Origin of the sequence: Brachybacterium sp. GCM10030267, assembly GCF_042666875.1 — a bacterium.
Classification (GTDB): Bacteria; Actinomycetota; Actinomycetes; order Actinomycetales; family Dermabacteraceae; genus Brachybacterium.
In genome coordinates this window covers 13,197-35,320 of record NZ_JBHTCX010000007.1, presented here as the reverse complement: position 1 = coordinate 35,320, position 22,124 = coordinate 13,197, and the positions used below count along the sequence as shown (strand labels likewise).

Genomic DNA, 22,124 nt, shown 5'->3' with positions numbered 1-22,124 from the left:
GCGGTTATCCTGGCCGGATGATCGGACTCATCCAGACGTGGATCTTCGCCGTCCTCGCGCTCGCCCTGTTCGCCATCGAGATCTGGGCGTTCGTGAACGCGATCCGCTTCCGTCCCGACGCCTACACGGCGGCCGGCAAGCGCAGCAAGCTGTTCTGGGGGATCCTCACGGGCGTGGCGCTGCTGCTGGGCTTCCTCTCCCTGCCCTATCCGATCGGCAGCGGCGGCTCCTCGATGCTGTTCATGCTGGCCGGCGTCGTGATCGCCGGGATCTTCCTGGCCGACGTGCTGCCCGCGCTGAAGCGGGTCATGGGGCGCGCTCGCGGCAACCGCTGGTAAGCGCCGCTCACGCTGGACCGCCGATCCATGACCCGTCGGCCCGGTCCCCTCGACCGCGCCCATGCCGCCCGTCGACATAGAACGAACTTTGGCCACTGACGTCGCATAATCCGCTGGAAATGCGTCGTCAGTGGCCAAAGTTCAGGTGCCACCGTCCCCGGGTCGAGCCCGGGGACGGTGGCAGTCGATCGGGTCGATCGGCCTCTAGCGACCTGCCCGATCTCCTACCGCTCGCAAGCTCGCAGCACGTCGATCAAGCGGTTCCGCACTGCCCGATCTCCTACCGCTCGCAAGCTCGCAGCACGTCGATCAAGCGGTTCCGCACTGCCTGATCTCCTACCGCTCGCAAGCTCGCAGTACGTCGATCAGCCGGTTCCGCACTGCCCGATCTCCTACCGCTCGCAAGCTCGCAGTACGTCGATCAGGCCTTGTGGGAGCCGGCGCTGCGGAGGTTCTCGCAGGCCTCGACCAGGCGCGTGGCCAGGCCGGCCTCGGCCTTCTTGCCCCAGGCGCGGGGGTCGTAGGCCTTCTTGTTGCCGACCTCGCCGTCGATCTTCAGCACGCCGTCGTAGTTCTCGAACATGTGAGCGGCGACGGGGCGGGTGAAGGCGTACTGGGTGTCGGTGTCGATGTTCATCTTGATGACGCCGTTGTCCACCGCCTCCTGGATCTCCTCCAGGGTGGAGCCGGAGCCGCCGTGCATCACCAGGTCGAAGGGCAGGTCTTTGCCGTACTCGGCACCGACGGCCTTCTGGATCTCCCCCAGGATCTCGGGACGCAGCTTCACGTTGCCCGGCTTGTACACGCCGTGCACGTTGCCGAAGGTGAGTGCGGTGAGGTAGCGGCCCCGCTCGCCCAGGCCCAGCTTGGCGGCCGTCTTGAGGCCGTCCTCGGGGGTGGAGAAGAGCTTGTCGTTGGAGACGTCGGCCTGGATGCCGTCCTCCTCGCCGCCGACGACGCCGATCTCGATCTCGAGGATCTTCTTGGCGGCGGCGGACTTCTCCAGCAGCTTCTCGGCGATCTCGAGGTTCTCGTCGACCGGCACGGCGGAGCCGTCCCACATGTGCGACTGGAACAGCGGGTCCAGGCCCTTGTTCACGCGGTTCTCGAGGTCCCAGGCGATGAGGGGCTCGACCCAGTTGTCGAGGGCCTCCTTGGGGCAGTGGTCGGTGTGCAGCGCGACGTTGATCGGGTAGTTCTTCGCCACGGCGTGCACGAACTCGGCCAGTGCGATGGAGCCCGCGACACGGTCCTTGACCGTGGAGCCCGAGAGGTACTCGGCGCCGCCGAAGGACACCTGGATGATGCCGTCGGAGTTCGCCTCGCTGAAGCCGCGCAGGGCGGCGATAGCGGTCTGCGAGCTCGAGACGTTGACCGCCGGGTAGGCGAACTTCCCGCGCTTGGCGTGGTCGATCATCTCTGCGTACTGATCCGGGGTTGCGACTGCCATGAGGCATGCTCCTTCGCTGAAGAGAGTCCGTGACGATGACCGGCGGCGCGGAGTGCGTCTCGCACGATCGTCCTATCCGGCTCATTGTCCCATAGGGCCCTTTCGAGCCGACCGGGCTCTCATCCCACGAGAGCGGCCACCGCCGCAGCGGCTCGTGGTCGGCGCATACGTCAGCGCAGCGGCCCCTCGGGGAGATCGGCGTGCTGGATGATCCAGGTGTGCATCGCGATCGCGGCCGCGGCGGCGACGTTGATCGAGCGGGTGGATCCGAACTGGGTGATGCCGACGACGAGGTCCGCGGCGGCGAGGATCTCCGGGCTCACGCCGGGACCCTCCTGGCCCACGACCAGCACCGCGTCGCGCGGCAGCGGTGTGCGCTCTATCGGCAGGGCACCGGGCACCAGGTCGATCGCGACCAGCGGGCGGCCGTGCGCCCGGGCCCAGGAGATGAGCTCGGCGGCGTCGGGATGGTGGATCTCGTGCTGGTAGCGGTCGGTGACCATGGCGCCGCGGCGGTTCCAGCGGCGCCGGCCGACGATGTGGAAGGCGCCGACGGCGAAGGCGTTCGCGGTGCGCACCACGGAGCCGATGTTCGCGTCGTGCTCGAGGTTCTCGATGGCCACGTGCAGCTCGTGCCGGTGGGTGTCGAGGTCGGCGATGATCGCCTCGCGCCGCCAGTACCGGTAGCGGTCCTCGACGTTGCGGCGGTCCCCGTGCGCGAGCAGCTCAGGATCCAGGCGCGGATCCTCCGGCCAGGGCTCGGGATGGGGGCCTACACCGACCTCGCGGCCGGGTTCGGGCTCGCTCATGGACGGTGCTCAGATCTCCAGCTCGGAGATGTCGTAGGCCGCGAGGTAGCGGTACCCGGCGGCCTCGACGGCCTCGCGGGACGCCTCGGAGCGGTGCACGATCACGGCGACGGCGGCGATGTCGGCGCCGTCCTCGGTGAGTGCCTCGCAGGCGGTCAGCACGCTGCCCCCGGTGGTGGAGGTGTCCTCGACGGCGACGACACGGCGCCCGGTGACGTCGGGCCCCTCGATGCGTCGCTGCAGACCGTGGGCCTTGTTGGCCTTGCGCACGACGAACGCGTCCAGCGCTCTGCGCTCATCGCCCGCGGCGCCGGGAGCGTGAGCGGCGGCGTGCAGGATCGACGTCGCGACCGGGTCCGCCCCCAGGGTGAGCCCGCCGACGGCCTCGACGCCGGGGACCAGGCCCTCGCGGTGCAGGAGGTCCAGCATGACTCGACCGACCAGCGGCGCCGCCTCGTGGTGGAGGGTGACGCGACGCAGGTCGACGTAGTGATCCGCCTCGGCACCCGAGGAGAGGACGACGTGTCCGCGGACGACGGCGAGGTCCCGGATCAGGACGCGCAGACGCTCACGGGCGACCTCGATCGGAGCGGACACGGGGGAATCGGGGCTGGTCTCCGGCATGATGCCAGCGTAATGGACTCTCCCTCGTCGTCCCGTCGGAAATTCAGCCCGTCGGCCCCGCCGGCCGTGCAGTCCGTCGGCCGCATCGCGCCGCCGTTGGGTCGGCCCGCCTAACCCTCCTCGCGCTGCCAGGGGGCGTGCAGGTTGCGGCGCGAGGCCTTCCGGCGCGAGCGCAGCACGGCCCGCTGCTGCATCCTGCGGTACCAGGTCGGTGAGGTCAGTGCGCGCACGAGGGGCCGCGGGGCGATCCGGGAGAACTCGCCGGCGGTGCGGTACTTGACCGACGGGATCGACATGACGTTGCCCTTGGCGGCGTCCTTGAGCGCCTGCTCGACCACGAAGGGGGCCTTCAGCCAGGTGATGCGCGGCAGGCCGTCCATCGTCATCGCGGCCCGCTCGTGGAACTCCGTCTGCACGAACCCCGGCAGCAGGACGGTCGCGGTCACGCCGGTCTCCTTGAGCTCCATCGCCAGCGACTCGGTGAAGACCGTGACCCAGCTCTTGGAGGCGGCGTAGGGGCCGGCGGTGGTGTACCCGGCGAGCGAGCTGACGTTGATGATCGCTCCGCGGCAGCGCTGGACCATCGCGCGCGCCGCCGCGTGGGAGAGGACCAGGACCGCCTTCATGAGGGTGTCCATCTGCTTCTCGTGGTCGCCCACGCCGATCTCCAGGAACCCGCCGCGGAGCCCGTAGCCGGCATTGTTGACCAGCAGATCGATCCGGTCGACGGGATCGGTGAGACGGACCGCGACCCGCTCGAGGTGCTGTCGGTCCGAGAGGTCTGCGGGAAGGATCTCCACGCTGACGTCGTGGACATCGCGGATCTGCTCGGAGACCGCACGCAGGCGGTCCTCGTCGCGCGAGACCAGCACGAGGTCGTGCCCGGTCCCGGCCAGCTGCCAGGCGAACTCCAGACCGAGTCCGGACGTCGAACCGGTGACGAGTGCGCGCGCCATGTCCTGAGTTTACGACTGCGCGGGCCGCACGACGGCGGCGACGGGCCGTGGGCCTGCGTCGATCTGACGCCGCCCGTAGGATCGGGGCCATGCGGATCGCGACCTGGAACATCAACTCGCTGCGGGCACGGATGGATCGGGTGCTGGCCTTCCTGGAGCGGCACGACGTCGACGTGCTGGCTCTGCAAGAGACCAAGGCCAAGCCCGAACAGCTGGATCTCACGGCCCTGGAGGCGGCGGGCTACGAGGTCCGCGCGCACGGGCTGAATCAGTGGAACGGGGTGGCGCTGATCTCCCGCGTCGGCCTCACCGACGTGCGCACCGAGCTGCCGGCGGTGCCGGCCTGGCCGGAGGACGGCACCGGCGTGGTCGAGGCCCGTGCGATCGGCGGCGTGGTCGGTGACGGCCTGCGGATCTGGTCGCTGTACGTGCCCAACGGGCGCGAGCTCGGCCACCCGCACTACGCCTACAAGCTGCGCTGGCTGGACGCGCTGCGCGCCGAGGGTGAGCGCGAGCTGGCCGCGAACCCGCAGTCGCGCACGGTGTTCGTCGGGGACTTCAACGTCGCCCCGCAGGACGAGGACGTGTGGGACATGGAGTTCTTCGAGGGGAAGACGCACGTCACCGAGCCGGAGCGGGCGGCGTTCCGGGCGGTGGTCGAGGCCGGGTACGCCGACGTGGTGCGCCCCGACCATCCGGGCCCCGGTGTGTACACCTACTGGGACTATCAGGCCCTGCGCTTCCCGAAGAAGGAGGGCATGCGCATCGACTTCGTGCTCGGGTCCCCGGCCGTGCAGTCCGCGGTGCGCGGCTCGCTCATCGATCGCGAGGAGCGCAAGGGCAAGGGCGCCTCGGACCACGCCCCGGTGATCGTGGACCTCGAGTTCTGAGGTCCTCCCCCGCCGGTTCCCGCGCCACGACCACGGCCGGCGGACCAGAGCGGGCTGCGGTCCACGAGGATGCGCCGCCGGAAGGCGAGGATGCGCCGCCGCACGGAGGCTCGCCGCGAGGAGATACGACGAGAGATAGGACGCAAGGAGGAGCGGCGTCGCGATCAGTCGCGGCGCCGCTCCGGACGAGCCATCTGCATCGGGATCAGGCGTGCACGATAAGTGGTTGCGGTGGCGCTTTCGACGCCTCGCAGCCGGTCCGTTGCGGGGACCAATCGCACGTGGGTTCCGGTGCCGGTATTCGTCGTTGTCCACATCACACTACGCCCGCCGCGAGGTCCCTGCAAGCCCTCGGTGAGAGCGATCTTTCCTCCACATAGCGGCCTCGTCCACCACCCGGGCCACTGCCGGGCGAGCGCCCCACCGCAGCAGTCACGCTGGCCGCATGACCAGCACCACCATCCCTCAGCTCCCGGCTGCATCGCGGCCGCCGGATCCCCACGATCCCACCCTGCGGACCGAGCCGGATGTCCATCCGGGCTCCGGCCCGAGGCGACAGCGCTCCCGGTTCCCCGGTCGGGCGGCCGCACGCAGCGCCGGGCCCGACGGACCGGTGGCGGGAGCCGCGGACAGCCCTGCCCAGGTGCGCTGGAGCGGTCAGGACGAGAGCCTGCGCGAGCTGGTCCGGGACCACGCCACCGCCGCGGGGATGGCGCTCGTCGACTCCTCCGCGGGTCCCTGCGCATGCGTCGTGGTCGAGGGAGCATCGCTCGTGCGCGGCGACTCGGACGGTGCCGGAAGCCGCTCCCCGCTGATCGTGGTCACCGCCGAGGTCGACATCCCGGCATCGCTGTGGCAGCACGCCCTCGCCGCCGGTGCCCTGGCCGTGATCCCGCTGCCGGATGGATCCGAGCAGCTCCTCTCCCAGTTCTCCGAGCTGGCGCGGCCCCGCGGTGCCTCCACGGTGCTCGCCGTGGCCGGCGGCTGCGGAGGGGCGGGTGCCTCCAGTTTCGCTGCACGTCTCGCCGGAGCCGCGCGCACCCACGGTCCGGTGGTCCTGGTCGACGCCGATCCCCTCGGCGGCGGTCTGGATCTCCTGGTCGAGACCTCGCCCACCAGCGGCATCGGGTGGCAGGAGGCGACCGGACTGGGTCCCGACGACGGAGAGGCACTGCGCGAGGGCCTGCCCCGGGTCGACGACGTGCACCTGCTGATCTCCGGGGACCATGCCGGCCCCGATCCGCAGACCCTCTCCCGCGTCCTCTCGGCGCTGTCCCCGCTCGGCGGAACGGTGGTGGTGGACCTCGGTGCCGGTCTCGTACCCGTCGCTGCCGAGCACGCTGATCACCTGTTCATGGTGGTCCCCTCCACGGATCATGCAGTCCGGGCGAGTGCCCGCCGTCTGCGCGCGTGGCGCCCACCCGAGATGCTGGCGCAGGCCGTGGTGCGCCGGCGCGGGCCCCTGACGCCGGCGGAGGTCGCCCACGATCTCGACCTGCCGCTGGCCGCATCGTTCCGCGACAGCCCCCGCTCGACGGTGCCCCTGCTGGATGCGCGGCGCCGCGGCGCCGACCGCGCCGCGCGCCGGCTGCTCACCGGGCTGGCTGCGGGCAGGGCGTCATGAGCACCGTGCACCCGCCCACCTCCGACGCGGAGCTCTCTCCTCTGCTGGAGCTGGTGCGGGAAGACCTCGTGCGATCACCCGGCGCGGTGGACGTGCCCCGCATCGCCCGGGTGCTGCGCCGGCAGGGCAGGGTGCTCGGCGCCGCGGCCACCCTCGAGCTGACCACGCGCATCCGCGACCACATCGACGGGCTCGGCCCTCTGCAGCCACTGACCGGGCCCGGCGTGACGGACCTCCTGGTCAACGACGACGGCTCGGTGTGGCTCGACGACGCAGACGGGCTGCGCCCCGCCGCGATCCATCTCGCTCCCGCACAGGCCCGGGACCTCGCAGTACGGCTGGCGACCGCCGGCGGACGACGTCTGGACGACGCGGTCCCCTGGGCCGATGCGCACCTGCCCTCGGGGATCAGGTTCCACGCGGTGCTGCCCCCGCTGTCACCGGGCGGGGCGATCCTCTCGCTGCGTCTCCCCGGCCAGGAGCGCCTCGATCTCGATGACCTCCAGCGACTGGGCGCATTCGGCCGGGAGGCCCGCGAGGTGCTCATGGCCGTCATCACGGCCCGGGTCCCGTTCCTGGTCACCGGTGGCACCGGCACCGGGAAGTCGACACTGCTGGCGGCGATGCTGCGCGAGGTCCCGGCCGACGAGCGGATCGTGGTGGTCGAGGACGTGCTCGAACTCGCCGTCGACCACCCGCACGTGGTCCACCTGCAGTCCCGCCATGCCAACAGTGAGGGCGCGGGCGCCGTGGACCTCACCGCCCTGGTGCGCCAGAGCCTGCGGATGCGCCCTGACAGGATCGTGCTCGGTGAGTGCCGGGGCGCGGAGATCCGGGAGCTGCTGCAGGCCCTGAACACGGGCCACGAGGGCGGCTGCGGCACCGTCCACGCCAACACCGCGAGGGACGTGCCGGCACGCCTGGAGGCCCTGGGCGCGCTCGGCGGCCTGGACCGGGGCGCTCTCGCGGCCCAGGTCGGCAGCGCCCTCGAGGTGGTCGTCCACCTCGGGCGGCACGACGGGGTCCGCGCCCTCGACGAGATCGCCCTGCTGCACCGGGACCGGGAGGGGACGCTGGGAGCGACCACAGCGCTGAGGGTGGACGGGGGAAAGCTGCGGGAGGGCCCGGCGGCCGGGGAGCTGGCGGCACGGCTGCACCCGCCCGGCCGTGCGGCCTCGCCCGCGGCCGAGACCGGTCGCGGCGCCTCCTCGCCCGCCCCGGCCGGGACCGGCGCCTCCTCCTCGTCCCCGGAGACCCGGGCGCGACGGAGGGCGGCATGATCGTCACTGCGCTGCTCACTCTGACCGCCGCGGCCACGCTCGCCTGGGTGCTCACTCCCCCTCCGGTCCTGGCCGGCCCCCGCCCGGTGAGAGCCCGGGTCCCACGCGCTGGTGCGGGCACCCTCGAGGTGGCGCGCATGATCGAGCAGCTCGCCACCGTGATCAGCTCCGGCTCCAGCATCCGTCAGGCCTGGGGCGCCATCGCCCGGTCCCTGCCCGAGGGTGAGCTCACCGAGCTGGCCCGCGCCGCCGCGGCCGGGGCCGACCCGAGACGCGGAGCCCCGGGGCGACTGCGGCAGACGGAGGTGATCGGTTCCCTCGGCGCCGCACTGACCGTCTGCGAGCGCACCGGGGCGCCGACGGCAGGAATGCTGCAGAGCCTGGCCGATGCGCTCCGGGACCTCCACGACGCCGCCCAGGCCCGCCGCAGTGCCTTCGCCGGGCCCCGCTCCACCGCCCGGATCCTGCTGGTGCTTCCCCTGGCCGGGCTCGGGCTGGGGATCCTCCTCGGCGGGGATCCGCTCCGGCTGCTGCTGGCCTCGCCCGCCGGGAACCTGATGGGCGCGCTCGGCATCGCGCTGACCGGGCTGGGCTGGTGGTGGATGCGGCGCCTGATCCGCCGGGCCGATCCGCCCAGCGGGCAGCGCGTGGATCCCTCGGTCGTGCTCGAGCTGATCGCCGGCGCCCTCGAATCCGGGCTGCCGCTGTCCCGGTCCGTCTCCGCGGTGGCCGGCGCCCTCACGGCCGGACCGGACGCCCACGCTCTCGAGCGGCTCGCGACATCTCTGGAGGCCGGGGTCCCTGCAGCTGTGGCCACCCGGGAGCTGCCGGCGGAGTTCACAGCGCTCGGGGAGTCCGCGGTCCTCGCGGAGACGGCCGGCGCGGATCTCGCCCACGTCCTGCGCTCCGCGGCCCGCGACGCCCGGCGCGGCCGGGCTCGGCACGCCGAGGTACGGGCCGCTCAGCTCGCGGTGCGCCTGGTGCTGCCCACCGGTCTCGCGCTTCTGCCCGCGTTCGTGGTCCTGGGCATCATCCCCACCGTCATGTCGCTGCTCGGCGGCACGTTCTCCCTCACCACGGCGGGCGCCGTGCCATGAGCTCCCGCCCAGGAAGCCCTCGACCCGGTCGCGCGGCACCTCCCCGCGACCCCTCCGACCACCGGGAGCCTCCCGGTGCGTGGGCCCTGGCCCACGTCGGCAGCTGCAGCTGCCCTCCCGGAACGGCGCCCGCCGTTCCGGACCGAGCGGCCACGGCCGCTCACCCACGGGCGGTGCGCCGCCCACGACGAGAAGGAGAACACCATGTCCGTGACCAAGATCCGGATGCGCCGCGCCCTCGACCGTGTGATGCGGGACGAGACCGGCGCATCGACCGCCGAATATGCCATCACGGTGCTCGCAGCCTGCGGGTTCGCCGCTGTCCTGGTCGCCCTGCTGGCGTCCGGGGAGGTGCGCGAGATCCTGCTGGGCATCATCACCTCGGCCCTGTCGATGGGCTCGTGATGACGCGGTCCGCCCGGTCGTCCCGCTGGCGGGACGACCGGGGGTCCGCCACGGCGGAGACGGCGATCGTGCTGCCCGTCGTGGTCGCGATGGTGGTCGTCATCCTGTTGACCGGAGCGGGGCTGGGCACCCAGATCCGGTTGGAGAGCGCAGCCCGCGGCGCTGCCCGCGAGCTCGCGCGCGGGGAGGATGCCGGTGCGGCGGTCGCCACCGCTCAGCGCATCGGCGGCGAGGGCACCCAGGTCCATGTCTCCGGTACCGGCATGTGGGTGCACGTCGAAACGACTCGGACCCTGCAGGCTCCCTCGGGACCGCTGGCCGGGGCGAACTGGGAGCTGAGCGCCGATGCGGAAGCGCGGCGGGAGCCGCACCTGATCGACGGCGGCGTCTCGTGAGCACGGGTGCCGCCGGAGTCCTGGCCTGGACGGGAGCGACGACCGCGGCCCTGGCCGGGCTGTCCCTGCTGGGCACCGGGCTGCTTGCGCAGTCGCGCGCGGCGACCGCCGCTGACCTCGCGTCCCTCGCGGGGGCCGACGCCCTGGCGGCGGCCAGCGGCGAACCCTGCGCGGTGGCGGCGGAAGCCGCCTCCCGCAACGGTGCGCAGCTGACCAGCTGCGAGCAGCGGGAGTGGGACGTGGTCGTGCAGGTCCAAGTCGACGCCTCTCCCCTGCCCGCGGCAACGGCCCGCGCGCGGGCGGGCCCCGGCCCCGCGGACCTGCCGTGAACTCGCGGTCGACGATCACCCGATTCCCGGGGGTCGAGAGGCTGGGAACGTCGGCGGCGGCCGACCTCGAGTGGCCGGGCGAGGAGCCTCTGCGGAGGTCAGGGGTGGAGGATCTCCAGCAGGCGTTCGGCCTGAGCCTTGGACAGCGGCTCGTTGCCGTTGCCGCACTTCGGGGAGACCACGCAGGCGGGGCACCCCGCCTCGCACGGGCACTCCGCGATCATGTCCGCGGTGGCTCTGAGCCAGGCGTGCGCGTCCTCGGCGCCGCGCTCGGCGAAGCCGGCACCGCCGGGCGCTCCGTCGTAGACGAAGATGGTCGGCTCGCCGGTGTCCTCGTGCTGGGCGGCCGAGACCCCTCCGATGTCCCACCGGTCGCAGGTGGCCAGCAGCGGCAGCATGGAGATCGCGGCATGCTCGGCGGCGTGCAGGGCCCCGGGCAGCTCCTCCCCGGGAATCTCGGCGGCGTCGGTGCGCTCCTGCGGGATCACCCACCACACGGCTTTGGTGGTCAGGGTGCGCGGGGGCAGATCCAGCGGATGCTGGGCCAGGACCGTCTGCGTGAACACGTCCCGCACCTGGTAGCCGGTGACCTGGTCGGTGACGTCCACCGTGCCGAAGCACAGCTGGACCCCACCGGACCACGCCACCTCGCGGTCCACCTGCCGGATGCGGATGGTCGAGGTGGTCTGGGGATGGGTCGAGTGCAGCGGATCCTCGCGATGGACGAACGCGACCGCCCGCTCCACGTCCAGATGATTCACCACATAGCTCATGCCCTGGTGGAGGTACACGGCGCCGTCGTGGACCTGGGTGTGCGCGCTGGCGGCGTCGACCGTGCCCAGCAGTGTGCCGCTGGCCTCCTCGACGATTCGCACCGGTTCCCCGCCGCTGCCGCGCAGATCGGTCAGCTCGTGCGCGGACTCCGTCATGGTCCAGTACCAGCCGGTGGGGCGCGAGCGCAGCACACCTCGAGCGGCGAGCGTGGTCAGCAGGTCGCGAGCGGTGGGTCCGAAGATGCTCTCCTCGCCGTCGCGGATCGCCAGCTCCGAGGCCGCTGCGCACAGGTGAGGGGTCATGACGTACGGGTTCGCGGGATCGAACACCGCGGCCTCGACCTCAGCCCCGAACACGGTCTCGGGGTGGTGGACGACGTAGGTGTCCAGCGGGTCCTCCCGTGCGACGAACAGGGCGAGCGCGCCGCCGTCGCGGTCCTGACGGCGCCCGGCCCGGCCGAACTGCTGCCACAGGGACGCGCGGGTGCCCGGCCAGCCGGCGACCACGACGGCGTCCAGCCCGGCGATGTCGATGCCGAGCTCGAGGGCGTTGGTGGAGGCGAGCGCCTTGAGCTCGCCCGAGCGCAGAGAGTCCTCGAGAGCCCGGCGTTCCCGGGCGAGGTACCCGCCGCGGTAGGCGGCCACGCGCTTCGCCCTGTCCGCGAGCTCCGGAGCGAAGGCGTGCTCCGCCTTCTGCTCGAGCAGCCGCCGGGCACTGCCCGAGACCAGTTCAGCGCCGCGCCGGGAGCGGGCGAAGACCAGTGTCTGGACGTCGCGCTCGACGAGGTCCGCCAGGATCGCTCCGGCCTCGCTGGTGGCCGAGCGACGCAGCGGCTCCTCGCTCGTGGCGCCGCTGCCACTCGTGGCCCCGCCCTCGCCATCTCCGGCATCTACCCCGGCCGGGGCGCCGTCGTCCGTGGCCTTCGCGGCGTCCGGGCCGGACCCGGCTCCCGCGCCGGCGGGATCCGCCTCGCCCTCGGGGTCGGCGTCGTCGCTCCGCCCCGGACCGCGTCCGTCCACGCGCGTGCGCGTGCCCGGTTCCCACAGCCCGATGGTCAGCCCGGCCCGCGGGGAGCCGTCCTCGACGACCGGGGTGACGTCCTGCCCGATGAGCCGGGAGGCCGACAGCTCCGGGTTCGCCGTGGTGGCCGAGGCCAGGATGAAGGTCGGGTCGGCGCGGTAGTGGGCGGCGATCCGGCGCAGGCGACGCATCACCATCGCCACGTGGCTGCCGAAGACGCCGCGGTAGCTGTGGCACTCGTCGATGACCACGTAGCGCAGAGCGCGGAAGAAGCTCGCCCACTGCTCATGGCCGGGCAGGATCCCGAAGTGCAGCATGTCCGGGTTGGTCAGCACCACGGTTCCGTGGCGGCGCACCCACCGCCGCTGCTCGGTGGGGGTGTCCCCGTCATAGACCGCGATCCGGGCATCACGCAGTCCGGCCCCGTCGGCCATGGTGGTGATGTTGGTCAGCTGATCCGCGGCGAGCGCCTTGGTCGGCGAGAGATACAGCGCGGTGGCACGGCGCGCCTCCGGCTCGAGCTCACGGGCGCCGATCGCGGTGAGCACGGGCAGCAGGTACCCCAGCGACTTGCCCGAGGCGGTCGCTGTGGCCAGCACCACGTGCGTGCCGCCATGGGCGAGTTCCGCGGCTTCCTGCTGGTGGATCCACGGCGCAGTGATTCCGCGCTCAGCCAGGTGCGCGACCAGGCGCGGGTCCGCCCACTCGGGGAAGAAGCCGCGGCGGCCCTCCCGGGCCGGACGCTCCTCGACGTGGGTCAGGCACGTTCGGCGGGTCGGCGGTTGCGTGAGATCGGCCAGGAGATCGGCCGCTCTGCCTGCCCGCATCCGCTCCTCATTCCCTGCGCATCGTCCACACCTGGCCTCCGTTCCGGCTCCAGGTGGCTGGGGCACAATCGTAGCCATGCCACCCGACTCGCCAGCGGCGCCCTCACGGACCCCGACGCCCGCCCCGCCGCGGATCGTGCCGGAGCAGATCGCTGCGCTGCGCGCGGACCTCACTGCCGCCTCCTACACGGTCGAGACCACCGAGGCTCTGCTGGGACCGGTCGCCGTCGCCGCCCTGCGCCGCGAGAATCCCGTGCCGGCCCGCCGTGCCCTGGAGGGCCGCACCGACGCCGCCGCCGTCCTCTTCCGCCTGTTCACCCTGGGAGCCGTGGTGCCCCGCTCCGTGATCCAGCGCGCACTGCCCACGCTGGGCGCTGACGGGGCGAGCGCACTGGGCCTGGTGATCCCGGCCGCGTCACGGGAGACTCCCGGAGCTGCGGAGGCCGCCGAGCCGCTGCTGCGCGCCGCCGTCGACCTCGCCCCGTACGCAGCCAGCGACGACGCCGGTCAGATCGCCTGGTGGATCGCCTCGGACCTCTCCGAGCTGGCCACCGGGCAGGCGCTGGGCCCCGACCATGTCCTCGGTATCGGTGGGGCCTCGCTCACCCTGGCGCGGATCACGCCGCGCACCCGGGTCGCCACCGTGCTCGATCTGGGCTGCGGCGGCGGGATCCAGGCGCTGCACGCCGCCCGGCATGCCGATCACGTCGTGGCCACCGATCTCTCACGGCGGGCACTGGCCTTCGCCGCCTTCAACGCGGCGCTCAACGACGTCGAGATCGAGCTGCGACACGGATCGCTCCTGGCCCCGGTGGCCGGGGAGAGCTTCGACCTGATCGTCTCCAACCCTCCCTTCGTGATCACCCCGCGCGAGGCAGGGCAGGAGGAGGCCCGCTGGACCTACCGCGACGGCGGCCGCGCCGGGGATTCGCTGCTCGCCGAGCTGCTGGAGGCGGTCCCGGCACACCTGGCACCGGGCGGCAGCGCCGTGATGCTCGGGAACTGGGAGATCTCCCGCGATCAGCCGTGGGACGCGCATCCGCGAGCCTGGCTCGATCCCGCGAGAGCCGACGGCGTGGACGCCTGGGTGATCCAGCGCGAGCAGGAGGATCCCGCCCAGTACGCGGAGACCTGGGCCCGTGACGGTGGCATCACCGAGCGCGACGCCCGCTGGTCCCCGCTGTTGGAGGCGTGGCTGGACGATTTCGCCGCGCGCGATGTGGAGGGCATCGGCTTCGGCTATCTGCTGCTGCGACGCCCGGACCACGGCGCCCGGTCGGTCCCTGCCCTGCCTCGCCCCGCAGTGCTGCGCACCGAACAGGCCGCGGGCACCGGGACCGGGTCCCTGGCCGCCCATCTCGCCGACGGCCTGGACGCGATCGACGAACTCGCGGCCCTGGATGACGACGCCCTGGCCGCCCTGCGCCCGGTGCGCGCAGCCGACGTCATCGAGCGGCGCCACTTCACGCCGGGCGCATGGGACCCCACGCTCATCGAACTGGCCCAGGGCGCCGGGTTCGCCCGCGTGGTCCGGGCCGACCAGATACTCGCGGCGACCGTCGGCGCACTGGATGGGACCCTTACCCTCGGTCAGGTCCTCGCCGCCGTATGCGCCCTGACCGACGCCGACGAGCACGAGGCCCGCGCGCGGGTCCTGCCAGCGGTGCGTGAACTCGTGATCAGCAGGATGGTGACTCTATGACCGCCGGACGCACCGCGACCGACCCCACCGGGGACCACAGCGCCGGGTCCCGCCGCCGCGTCGGCGGCCTCGCCCGGCCGCTGCTGTCGCTGCTGGCGGCAGCCGTCTGCGTCGCGGCGGTCACGCTGCTGGCGCGGACGGCCGTGGGCACCGCGAGCGGGCAGCGGCTGGACGAGCTGGCGCTGTCCGGTGCGCTCGCCCACGAGGGCCGCCTGGCGCAGTACGCGGAACTGGCCGTGGGGACGGTCAGCCTGCCCGTGATCGCGGTGCTGCTGGCCCTCTCCCTGGTGCTGGTGCTGGTCCGCGGCCGGTGGCGCCTGCTGCTGCCGCTGGCGGTGCTGGTGGCGGGCGCGAATCTCACCACCCAGGTGGTCAAGCACTTCCTGGTCTCGCGCGAGCCGCTGGGGCTGGGCATCGAGATCACCCCGAACTCGTTTCCCTCCGGCCACACCACGCTCGCCGCGACGGCGGTGATCGCGCTGGTGCTGGCTTCCGGCGGCGCCCGGGCCGTGCTCGCCCCGCTGGGGACGGCGTGGACGGCGAGCGCAGGCATCGGGACGGTGGTACTGGGCTGGCACCGGCCCAGCGACGTCCTCGGCGCGCTCGTGCTGGTGGCGGCGTGGACGTTCCTGGTCCTCGCCCTCGACGGGCTGGGCACCAGGCGCCGCCTGGCCCGCAGTGCCCGACGCACCGGGCACGGGCGCCGGCGCAGGGGCGCCCCGGGAGCGGACGTCGCCGGGCCGGACGGCTCCACGGGACCCCTGCTGCGGCTGCGCACGAGCGCCGTCGATTCCGTGGTGGCGCTCCTGCTGGCTCTGGCCGGCCTGGCCGGGCTCGGCGTCGGGGGTTACGAACTCGTCTCATTGCAGCTGCCGCTGGACCTCCAGGACGGGGCCCAGCAGGCCACCGCGTTCTCCGCGATGGCCGCCGTCATCGGCGGGTGCACCGCTGCCTGGATGGCTCTGGTGCTGCTTCTGCGCACGCCGATCTCACACAGGACCCGCCCCGGCGAACGTGTACCGTGAACAATCGCCGAGCGCGCAGTACGTGCTCGGACAACCCTGACCTCGGCACCTTGCCACGGCGGACGGGCCGCGACGTCTCGCGGCGAGGAAGGACACAGCAACGTGACTGGCGGACGACATCTGGTGATCGTCGAGTCCCCGGCGAAGGCGCGGACGATCGGCCGCTACCTCGGGGACGACTTCATCGTCCAGGCATCGGTGGGACACATCCGTGACATCCCGGTGCCTCGCGACCTGCCCGCCGAGATGAAGAAGGGGCCCTACGGGAAGTTCGGGGTCGACGTCGAGGGCGGCTTCGAGCCCTACTACATCGTCAGCCCGGACAAGAAGAAGACCGTCGCGGACCTCAAGAAGGCCCTCAAGGACGCCGACACCCTCTACCTCGCCACCGATGAGGACCGCGAGGGCGAGGCGATCGCCTGGCATCTGCTGGAGACCCTCAAGCCCAAGAAGTCCCTGCCGGTCAAGCGGATGGTGTTCCACGAGATCACGCGCGACGCGATCCTGGGGGCGCTGGAGAACACCCGCGAGATCGACTCCCACCTGGTCGACGCGCAGGAGACCCGCCGCATCCTGGACCGTCTGGTCGGTTTCGAGCTCTCCCCGGTGCTGTGGCGCAAGATCAAGCCCTCCCTGTCGGCCGGACGCGTGCAGTCCGTCGCGACCCGCCTCGTGGTCGAGCGCGAGCGCGAGCGGATGGCGTTCGTCCCCGCCGACTACTGGGACGTGACCGGCACCTTCGGCGCCGAGGCCGAACAGTTCACCGCCAAGATCGCCACCGTCGACGGCTCGCGCGTCGCCACCGGCAGCGACTTCGCCGACGACGGCACCCTGAAGTCGCGGGCGCAGAACGCGACCGTGCTCACCGAGGCCTCCACCCGGGAGCTCGTCGAGACCCTGACCGACGCCCCCGCCACGGTCACCTCGCTGGATTCGAAGCCGTACACCCGCCGCCCCGCGGCGCCGTTCACCACCTCCTCGCTGCAGCAGGAGGCCTCCCGCAAGCTGCGCCTCGGTGCCCGGCAGGCGATGCGGATCGCGCAGTCGCTGTACGAGAACGGCTACATCACCTATATGCGTACCGACTCGGTGGCGCTGTCGGGAGAGGCCGTCAAGGCCTCCCGCGGCCAGGCCGCGGAGCTGTACGGCTCCCAGTACGTGCCGGACAAGCCGCGCTATTACCAGACCAAGTCCCAGAACGCGCAGGAGGCGCACGAGGCGATCCGCCCCGCCGGGGATCGTTTCCGCACTCCGGCCGAGGTCTCCGGATCCCTCTCGGGCGATGAGTTCCGCCTCTACGAACTGATCTGGAAGCGCACCGTCGCCTCGCAGATGGCCGACGCCAAGGGCACCACCTCCACCGTCGAGCTGCTGGTCGAGAACGGGGAGCGCGCCGCGACCTTCCGTGCCTCCGGCACCGTGATCACCTTCCGCGGCTTCCTGGCCGCCTACGAGGAGGGCCGGGACGCCACGCGGTACAAGGAGGACTCCGACAGCGGCAGCGACAAGCGCCTGCCGCAGATGGAGGAGGGCCAGACGCTCGATACCCGCGAGCTGGTCCCGGACGGGCACAGCACCACCCCTCCCCCGCGCTACACCGAGGCCTCGCTGGTGCGAGCGCTCGAGGAGCGCGGGATCGGCCGCCCCTCGACCTTCGCCTCCACCGTGGCGACCGTCCAGGATCGCGGCTACGTGCTGCGCCGCGGCACCGCCCTGGTGCCCAGCTGGACCGCGTTCGCCGTCGTCCGTCTGCTCGAGGAGCATTTCGGGGCGTTCATCGACTACGACTTCACCGCTCAGATGGAGGAGCAGCTGGACCGCATGGCCCGCGGTGAGCTGGGCCGGGCGCAGTACCTGGAGGACTTCTACCTCTCGGACGGGTCCGAGGGGCCCATCGGGTTGAAGCCCATGGTCGACGATCTCGGCGACATCGACGCCCGCGCCATCAACAGCATCGAGATCGGCGAGGGCATCACTCTGCGCGTGGGCCGCTACGGCGCCTACGTCGAACGCCAGCCCCGCGACGAGAACGGCGAGCCGATCGAGGGCGGCGAGCCACAGCGCGCGTCCGTCTCCGATGACATCGCGCCCGACGAACTGACCGTCGAGGTCGCCTCCGAGCTGCTCGAACGCGCCAAGGACGACGGCCGTGTGCTGGGAGTGGACCCCGAGACCGGGCACGAGCTCGTCGCCAAGGACGGTCGCTTCGGCCCGTACATCACCGAGATCCTGCCGGAGGCCGACGAGGGCGCGGAGGGGACGGCGAAGAAGTCGACGGCCAAGAGCAAGAAGCCCAAGCCGCGCACGGCCTCGCTGCTGAAGTCCATGGATCTGGCGACCGTGACCCTCGAGGACGCGCTGAAGCTGCTGAGCCTGCCCCGCGTCGTCGGCACCACGGAGGACGGCACGGAGATCACGGCGCAGAACGGCCGCTACGGCCCCTACCTCAAGAAGGGCTCGGACTCGCGCTCCCTCGAGAGCGAGGAGCAGCTGTTCACGATCACCATGGAGGAGGCGGAGAAGCTCTACGCCCAGCCCAAGACGCGCGGCCGGGCGGCCGCGAAGCCCCCTCTGAAGGAGCTGGGCACCGATCCCACCAGCGAGAAGCCGATCGTGATCAAGGACGGGCGCTTCGGCCCGTACATCACCGACGGCTCCACCAACGTCTCGCTGCGCTCGAGCGAATCGGTCGAGGAGATCACGGAGAAGGTGGCCGTGGAGAAGCTCGCGGAGAAGCGTGCGAAGGGTCCGGCCAAGAAGCCGGCCGCCCGCCGCTCCACCTCCAAGAGCTCGACGACCAAGGGCTCGACGTCCAAGGGTTCGACGACCCGGAAGAAGAGCACCACGACGAAGAAGTGAGTCCCTCGGGGCCGGCACGCGGCATTCCGCGCGCCGGTCCGAGGTCTCCCGATTCCGGGCCCCGGGCTCCAGACCCCGGGATCCCATGATTCCGGGCGAACGAGGACCGAACGGTCGGCACCGAGGGGCGGGATTCCCGGTTCCTTCCTCATTACCCCTCTTCGCGCCATGACCTGGGCGTAGTATGAATGCAGCAACATCCCCATCACCGTTGATGAAGGAGTTCTGTCATGCGTTCACATCTTTCCCGCCGCACCGTCATGGGTGGCGCGGCGACGGCCACCGCGCTCGGACTCGCCGGGTGCCTGCAGAATCCTGAGAACTCCGGCGGCAGCGGCGGCTCCGATGGCGGCGGGGGCGGGGGCGGTTCCGCCGGAGGCAGCCCGGGCGACGGTGTGGTCACGATCCTGGGAAACTTCGGCGGCGTCGAGGCCGAAGGGTTCAACGCCGCGCTCAAGAGCTTCACCGACGAGAGCGGCATCAGCGTCGAGTACACCTCCGACCAGGACTTCGCGAACTCCATTCGCACCCGGGCGAGTGCGGGCGATGCGCCGGACATCGCTCTGTTCCCGCAGCCCGGTGGGCTGCTCGAACTCGCCGCCGACGGCCACATCGCCCCGATCGGCGACGTGCTGGATGTGGACTCGCTGGAGTCCTCGCTGATCCCCGGCTTCCTGGAGGCCGCCACGGCGGAGGACACGATCTACGGCGCACCGATCCGTCTGGCCGTGAAATCCCTGGTCTGGTATCCCGCGGCGGCCTACGCCGACGGCGGCTGGAGCACCGAGCCGGCCACTCTGCAGGAGCTGCAGGGCATCGCCGACGAGATCAAGGCCTCCGGAACGGCCCCCTGGGCGGATGCCTGGAACGCCGATCAGGCGACCGGCTGGGTGGGCACCGACTGGCTCGAGGAGTTCATCCTGCGCATGCACGGGCCGGAGTTCTACGACCAGTGGACCTCTCATGAGGTGCCCTTCAACGACCCCAAGGTGGTCGAGGCCCTCGACGCGCTCGGGGAAGTGCTCAAGACCGAGGGCAACGTGCTGGGCGGCTCCGAGACCATCCTGAACACCGACTTCTCCGAGGCGTCCCTGCCCCTGTTCGAGGACCCGCCGCGAGCAATGCTCCACCGCCAGGGCAACTTCGTGACCGGGTTCTTCCCCGAGGACGTGCAGGCAGACCTCGACAACGCCGTCGGCGTCTTCGCGCTGCCGCCCTGGGAAGGCGGCTTCGATGGCCAGCCCATCCTCGGCGGCGGGGATCTGGCAGCGCTGTTCGCCACCGAGGACGACGAGGCGAAGCAGGTCATGGAGTTCATCACCTCGAGCGACTTCGGCGGCGAGTGGGCCCAGGCCGGCGGCTGGCTGAGCCCGCACCAGAGCTTCGACAACTCCCACTACGCCGACGAGACCACCCGCCGGGTCGCGGACATCGCCTCGAATGCGGAGGTCTTCCGCTTCGACGGCTCGGATCTGATGCCCGGCCCCGTCGGCAGCGGCAGCTTCTGGACCGCGATGAACCAGTGGGTCGGCGGGGACAAGACGTCCCAGGAGGTCCTGGACGACGTCGAGGCATCATGGCCCCAGTGAGCAGCGCTGCTGCCCGCCCCCAGGAGCCCGATCCGGCTCCGGGAGCGGGCTCCGGCGCTGCGAGTTCAGCGGGGGGACCGGGCTCTTCGGGCTCGACAGATCCGTCGGCTCCGTCGGCTCCGTCGTACTCGACGGCGAAGCCGCTGCGGATCCTGATCGGCGCCGTCGGCCTCGCGGTCACCGCGTGGGCGGTGTGCACCCTGTTCCTGGCGTTCGCGTACTACCCCGCCTGGTTCGGCGGCAGCGACGTGATCATCGGGCTGACCGGCCTGGTCGTCGGCATCGGCGGCGCGGTGCTGTTCTTCCTGTTCCTGAACATGGCGATCGAGGGATTGCCGGGCCGGTTCTCGCGGGGCCTGATCCCCTACGCGTTCCTGCTGCCCGGCTTCTCCCTGATCGCGGTGATGCTGGTGTACCCGACGGTCCAGACCGTCGTGTACTCCTTCGCCAACAACGACTCCACGCAGTGGACGGGGCTGGAGAACTATGCCGCGATCTTCTCCTCGAACGGCTTCTGGCAGGCACTGATCAACAACCTCCTGTGGGTCGTCGTGGTGCCCGTGGTGACCGTCGCGTTCGGTCTCATGGTCGCCGTGCTCGCGGACAAGCTCTCCCCGACCGGGGAGAAGACCGCGAAGTCGTTCATCTTCCTGCCGATGGCGATCAGCTTCGTCGGGGCCTCGACGATCTGGGGTCTCATCTACGCCTACGACTCCCCCGGCTCGCAGCAGACGGGCGTGCTGAACGCGATCGTCGTCGGCCTCGGCGGAGAGCCGCAGCCGTGGATGCAGATCAGCGAGGGCCGCCTGAACTCGCTGCTGCTGATGGTGATCCTGATCTGGCTGCAGACGGGCTTCGCGATGGTGCTGCTGAGCTCGGCGATCAAGGCCGTGCCCGAGGACACCGTCGAGGCGGGGCGCATCGACGGCGCCGGCGAGATGCGCATCTTCTGGCAGATCGTCTTCCCGCAGGTGCGCGGCACCGTCCTGGCCGTATTCATCACGGTGCTGATCGTGGTGCTGAAGGTGTTCGACATCGTCTACGTCATGACCAACGGCCGCAACAACACCGATGTGATCGCGAACCTGTTCTTCCGCAAGCTGTTCACCGAGCAGCGAGCCGGAGAGGCAGCCGCGGTCGTGGTGGTGCTGCTGATCCTGGTGATGCCGGTGGTGTTCTACCAGGTGCGGGCCTACAAGCAGCAGGAGGCGCAGCGATGAGCGCACGCATGGCGGACGGCCGCCGCCGCTCCCCGGCCGCCATCATCGTGATGATCCTGCTCGGGGTGCTGTGGACCATCCCGACGCTCGGCATGCTGATCACGAGCTTCCGCAGCCGCACCGACGCCGCCACCTCCGGCTGGTGGACCGCCGTGCTGGGCCCCTTCGGCGCGGACTGGACGCTGGCCAACTACCAGCGGCTGTTCGAGAGCACCGCCCTGGGCTCCTCGCTGCTGAACTCGGTCGTCGTGGCCGTCCCCGCGACGGTGCTGCCGATCATGTTCGCCGCCTTCGCGGCGTACGCGTTCACCTTCACCCGCTTCCGCGGCAAGGAGCTCGCGTTCATCCTCATCGTGGCGCTGATGGTGGTGCCGATCCAGGTCGCCTTCCAGCCCCTGCTGAACCTGCTGGGACCGCGGGGACTGGGCATCTCCGGGGAGTTCGTGGCCGTGTGGCTGCTGCACTCGGGCTTCGGGATGCCGCTGGCGATCTACATCCTGCGCAATTACATGAGCGGGCTGCCGTGGTCGGTGATCGAGAGCGCGAAGATCGACGGGGCCTCGCACTACCAGACCTTCTGGCGACTGGTGGCTCCGATGTCGATGCCCGCGATCGCCGCCTTCGCCACCCTGCAGTTCCTGTGGGTGTGGAACGACCTGCTGATCGCACGCCTGTTCCTGGGCGGCGGCGCCAACACCACCATCATCGTGGCCCTGCAGCAGCTGCTGGGCACCCAGGGACAGGGCGCGGAGCTGCTGACCGCCGGCGCGTTCCTGTCGATGCTGATCCCGCTGATCGTGTTCTTCTCGCTCCAGAACTTCCTGGTGCGAGGCATGACGGCGGGCTCGGTGAAGGGCTGAATCGGATCACTGGGAGGCCGCCCCGGCGCAGTCTCGAGCGGCGCACCGCGA

General features: G+C 71.5%; 19 protein-coding genes. 14 read left to right on the top strand and 5 right to left on the bottom strand.

The annotated features are described in order from the left end of the window. Positions 1-17: 17 nt before the first annotated feature. Positions 18-338, top strand: coding sequence for a DUF2516 family protein (locus tag ACFQS2_RS05405; protein ID WP_377792943.1), 321 nt, complete (start codon positions 18-20; stop codon positions 336-338). A gap of 421 nt (positions 339-759) precedes the next feature. Here ACFQS2_RS05405 and fbaA read toward each other — a convergent pair whose 3' ends face one another. From fbaA to ACFQS2_RS05385, 4 genes are all read right to left on the bottom strand, one after another. Next, positions 760-1,788 (bottom strand): class II fructose-bisphosphate aldolase, encoded by a 1,029-nt coding sequence (fbaA, locus tag ACFQS2_RS05400; protein WP_377018300.1) that lies wholly within the window; start codon positions 1,786-1,788, stop codon positions 760-762. A 170-nt stretch (positions 1,789-1,958) separates the two neighbouring features. After that, positions 1,959-2,597 (bottom strand): TrmH family RNA methyltransferase, encoded by a 639-nt coding sequence (locus tag ACFQS2_RS05395; RefSeq protein ID WP_377018301.1) that lies wholly within the window; start codon positions 2,595-2,597, stop codon positions 1,959-1,961. A 9-nt stretch (positions 2,598-2,606) separates the two neighbouring features. Then, a complete protein-coding gene (locus ACFQS2_RS05390) occupies positions 2,607-3,221 on the bottom strand; it encodes an orotate phosphoribosyltransferase (protein ID WP_377018302.1) in 615 nt (204 codons plus the stop codon). Positions 3,222-3,331: 110 nt separating this feature from the next. Beyond that, a complete protein-coding gene (locus ACFQS2_RS05385) occupies positions 3,332-4,177 on the bottom strand; it encodes an SDR family NAD(P)-dependent oxidoreductase (RefSeq protein ID WP_377018303.1) in 846 nt (281 codons plus the stop codon). Between the two features lie 89 nt (positions 4,178-4,266). On the opposite strand from ACFQS2_RS05385, the gene ACFQS2_RS05380 reads away from it, so the two are divergent. The 7 genes from ACFQS2_RS05380 (at position 4,267) to ACFQS2_RS05350 (ending at position 10,197) form a co-directional block, all read left to right on the top strand. After that, positions 4,267-5,067: an exodeoxyribonuclease III gene (locus ACFQS2_RS05380; RefSeq protein WP_377018304.1), complete on the top strand. Its 801-nt coding sequence runs from the start codon at positions 4,267-4,269 to the stop codon at positions 5,065-5,067. A gap of 445 nt (positions 5,068-5,512) precedes the next feature. Continuing rightward, positions 5,513-6,691 (top strand): hypothetical protein, encoded by a 1,179-nt coding sequence (locus ACFQS2_RS05375; protein ID WP_377018305.1) that lies wholly within the window; start codon positions 5,513-5,515, stop codon positions 6,689-6,691. Next, entirely contained in the window at positions 6,688-7,971 is a 1,284-nt protein-coding gene (locus ACFQS2_RS05370; RefSeq protein ID WP_377018306.1) for a TadA family conjugal transfer-associated ATPase, read from the top strand. The genes ACFQS2_RS05375 and ACFQS2_RS05370 overlap by 4 nt, the downstream gene beginning before the upstream one ends. Continuing rightward, entirely contained in the window at positions 7,968-9,068 is a 1,101-nt protein-coding gene (locus tag ACFQS2_RS05365; protein WP_377792942.1) for a type II secretion system F family protein, read from the top strand. The genes ACFQS2_RS05370 and ACFQS2_RS05365 overlap by 4 nt, the downstream gene beginning before the upstream one ends. Before the next feature lie 204 nt (positions 9,069-9,272). Continuing rightward, positions 9,273-9,473 carry a DUF4244 domain-containing protein gene (locus tag ACFQS2_RS05360; protein ID WP_377018308.1) on the top strand — a complete coding sequence of 67 codons (201 nt, stop codon included), beginning with the start codon at positions 9,273-9,275 and terminating at the stop codon, positions 9,471-9,473. After that, positions 9,473-9,868: a TadE family type IV pilus minor pilin gene (locus ACFQS2_RS05355; protein ID WP_377018309.1), complete on the top strand. Its 396-nt coding sequence runs from the start codon at positions 9,473-9,475 to the stop codon at positions 9,866-9,868. The genes ACFQS2_RS05360 and ACFQS2_RS05355 overlap by 1 nt, the downstream gene beginning before the upstream one ends. Next, positions 9,865-10,197, top strand: a complete 333-nt coding sequence (locus tag ACFQS2_RS05350) for an Rv3654c family TadE-like protein (RefSeq protein ID WP_377018310.1) — start codon at positions 9,865-9,867, stop codon at positions 10,195-10,197. The genes ACFQS2_RS05355 and ACFQS2_RS05350 overlap by 4 nt, the downstream gene beginning before the upstream one ends. A gap of 98 nt (positions 10,198-10,295) precedes the next feature. On the opposite strand, the gene ACFQS2_RS05345 is transcribed toward ACFQS2_RS05350, so the two are convergent. Then, positions 10,296-12,818 carry a DEAD/DEAH box helicase gene (locus ACFQS2_RS05345; RefSeq protein WP_377018311.1) on the bottom strand — a complete coding sequence of 841 codons (2,523 nt, stop codon included), beginning with the start codon at positions 12,816-12,818 and terminating at the stop codon, positions 10,296-10,298. A gap of 76 nt (positions 12,819-12,894) precedes the next feature. On the opposite strand from ACFQS2_RS05345, the gene ACFQS2_RS05340 reads away from it, so the two are divergent. From ACFQS2_RS05340 to ACFQS2_RS05315, 6 genes are all read left to right on the top strand, one after another. Continuing rightward, on the top strand, positions 12,895-14,520 hold the full coding sequence (locus ACFQS2_RS05340) for a methyltransferase (RefSeq protein WP_377018312.1): 1,626 nt from the start codon (positions 12,895-12,897) through the stop codon (positions 14,518-14,520). Next, the gene (locus ACFQS2_RS05335; protein ID WP_377018313.1) at positions 14,517-15,545 is read left to right on the top strand and encodes a phosphatase PAP2 family protein; all 1,029 of its coding nucleotides are present in this window, start codon (positions 14,517-14,519) and stop codon (positions 15,543-15,545) included. The genes ACFQS2_RS05340 and ACFQS2_RS05335 overlap by 4 nt, the downstream gene beginning before the upstream one ends. Positions 15,546-15,647: 102 nt before the next feature. Continuing rightward, positions 15,648-18,404, top strand: coding sequence for a type I DNA topoisomerase (gene topA / locus ACFQS2_RS05330; protein ID WP_377018314.1), 2,757 nt, complete (start codon positions 15,648-15,650; stop codon positions 18,402-18,404). A 230-nt stretch (positions 18,405-18,634) separates the two neighbouring features. Next, positions 18,635-19,993: an ABC transporter substrate-binding protein gene (locus tag ACFQS2_RS05325; protein WP_377018315.1), complete on the top strand. Its 1,359-nt coding sequence runs from the start codon at positions 18,635-18,637 to the stop codon at positions 19,991-19,993. After that, on the top strand, positions 19,990-21,213 hold the full coding sequence (locus tag ACFQS2_RS05320; RefSeq protein WP_377018316.1) for a carbohydrate ABC transporter permease: 1,224 nt from the start codon (positions 19,990-19,992) through the stop codon (positions 21,211-21,213). Before ACFQS2_RS05325 ends, ACFQS2_RS05320 begins: the two co-directional genes overlap by 4 nt. Beyond that, positions 21,210-22,073, top strand: coding sequence for a carbohydrate ABC transporter permease (locus ACFQS2_RS05315; RefSeq protein WP_377018317.1), 864 nt, complete (start codon positions 21,210-21,212; stop codon positions 22,071-22,073). Before ACFQS2_RS05320 ends, ACFQS2_RS05315 begins: the two co-directional genes overlap by 4 nt. The last annotated feature ends 51 nt before the right edge of the window (positions 22,074-22,124 follow it).

What these genes read in the sequence shown, in the direction of transcription:
- ACFQS2_RS05340 (WP_377018312.1), top strand. Translation starts at nt 12,895, where the DNA reads ATGCCACCCGACTCGCCAGCGGCGCCCTCACGGACCCCGACGCCCGCC.
- ACFQS2_RS05360 (WP_377018308.1), top strand. Translation starts at nt 9,273, where the DNA reads ATGTCCGTGACCAAGATCCGGATGCGCCGCGCCCTCGACCGTGTGATG.
- ACFQS2_RS05380 (WP_377018304.1), top strand. Translation starts at nt 4,267, where the DNA reads ATGCGGATCGCGACCTGGAACATCAACTCGCTGCGGGCACGGATGGAT.
- ACFQS2_RS05335 (WP_377018313.1), top strand. Translation starts at nt 14,517, where the DNA reads ATGACCGCCGGACGCACCGCGACCGACCCCACCGGGGACCACAGCGCC.
- ACFQS2_RS05345 (WP_377018311.1), bottom strand. Translation starts at nt 12,818, where the DNA reads ATGCGGGCAGGCAGAGCGGCCGATCTCCTGGCCGATCTCACGCAACCG.
- ACFQS2_RS05385 (WP_377018303.1), bottom strand. Translation starts at nt 4,177, where the DNA reads ATGGCGCGCGCACTCGTCACCGGTTCGACGTCCGGACTCGGTCTGGAG.
- ACFQS2_RS05325 (WP_377018315.1), top strand. Translation starts at nt 18,635, where the DNA reads ATGCGTTCACATCTTTCCCGCCGCACCGTCATGGGTGGCGCGGCGACG.
- ACFQS2_RS05370 (WP_377018306.1), top strand. Translation starts at nt 6,688, where the DNA reads ATGAGCACCGTGCACCCGCCCACCTCCGACGCGGAGCTCTCTCCTCTG.
- ACFQS2_RS05395 (WP_377018301.1), bottom strand. Translation starts at nt 2,597, where the DNA reads ATGAGCGAGCCCGAACCCGGCCGCGAGGTCGGTGTAGGCCCCCATCCC.
- ACFQS2_RS05365 (WP_377792942.1), top strand. Translation starts at nt 7,968, where the DNA reads ATGATCGTCACTGCGCTGCTCACTCTGACCGCCGCGGCCACGCTCGCC.
- ACFQS2_RS05390 (WP_377018302.1), bottom strand. Translation starts at nt 3,221, where the DNA reads ATGCCGGAGACCAGCCCCGATTCCCCCGTGTCCGCTCCGATCGAGGTC.
- ACFQS2_RS05355 (WP_377018309.1), top strand. Translation starts at nt 9,473, where the DNA reads ATGACGCGGTCCGCCCGGTCGTCCCGCTGGCGGGACGACCGGGGGTCC.
- ACFQS2_RS05405 (WP_377792943.1), top strand. Translation starts at nt 18, where the DNA reads ATGATCGGACTCATCCAGACGTGGATCTTCGCCGTCCTCGCGCTCGCC.
- ACFQS2_RS05315 (WP_377018317.1), top strand. Translation starts at nt 21,210, where the DNA reads ATGAGCGCACGCATGGCGGACGGCCGCCGCCGCTCCCCGGCCGCCATC.
- fbaA (WP_377018300.1), bottom strand. Translation starts at nt 1,788, where the DNA reads ATGGCAGTCGCAACCCCGGATCAGTACGCAGAGATGATCGACCACGCC.
- ACFQS2_RS05375 (WP_377018305.1), top strand. Translation starts at nt 5,513, where the DNA reads ATGACCAGCACCACCATCCCTCAGCTCCCGGCTGCATCGCGGCCGCCG.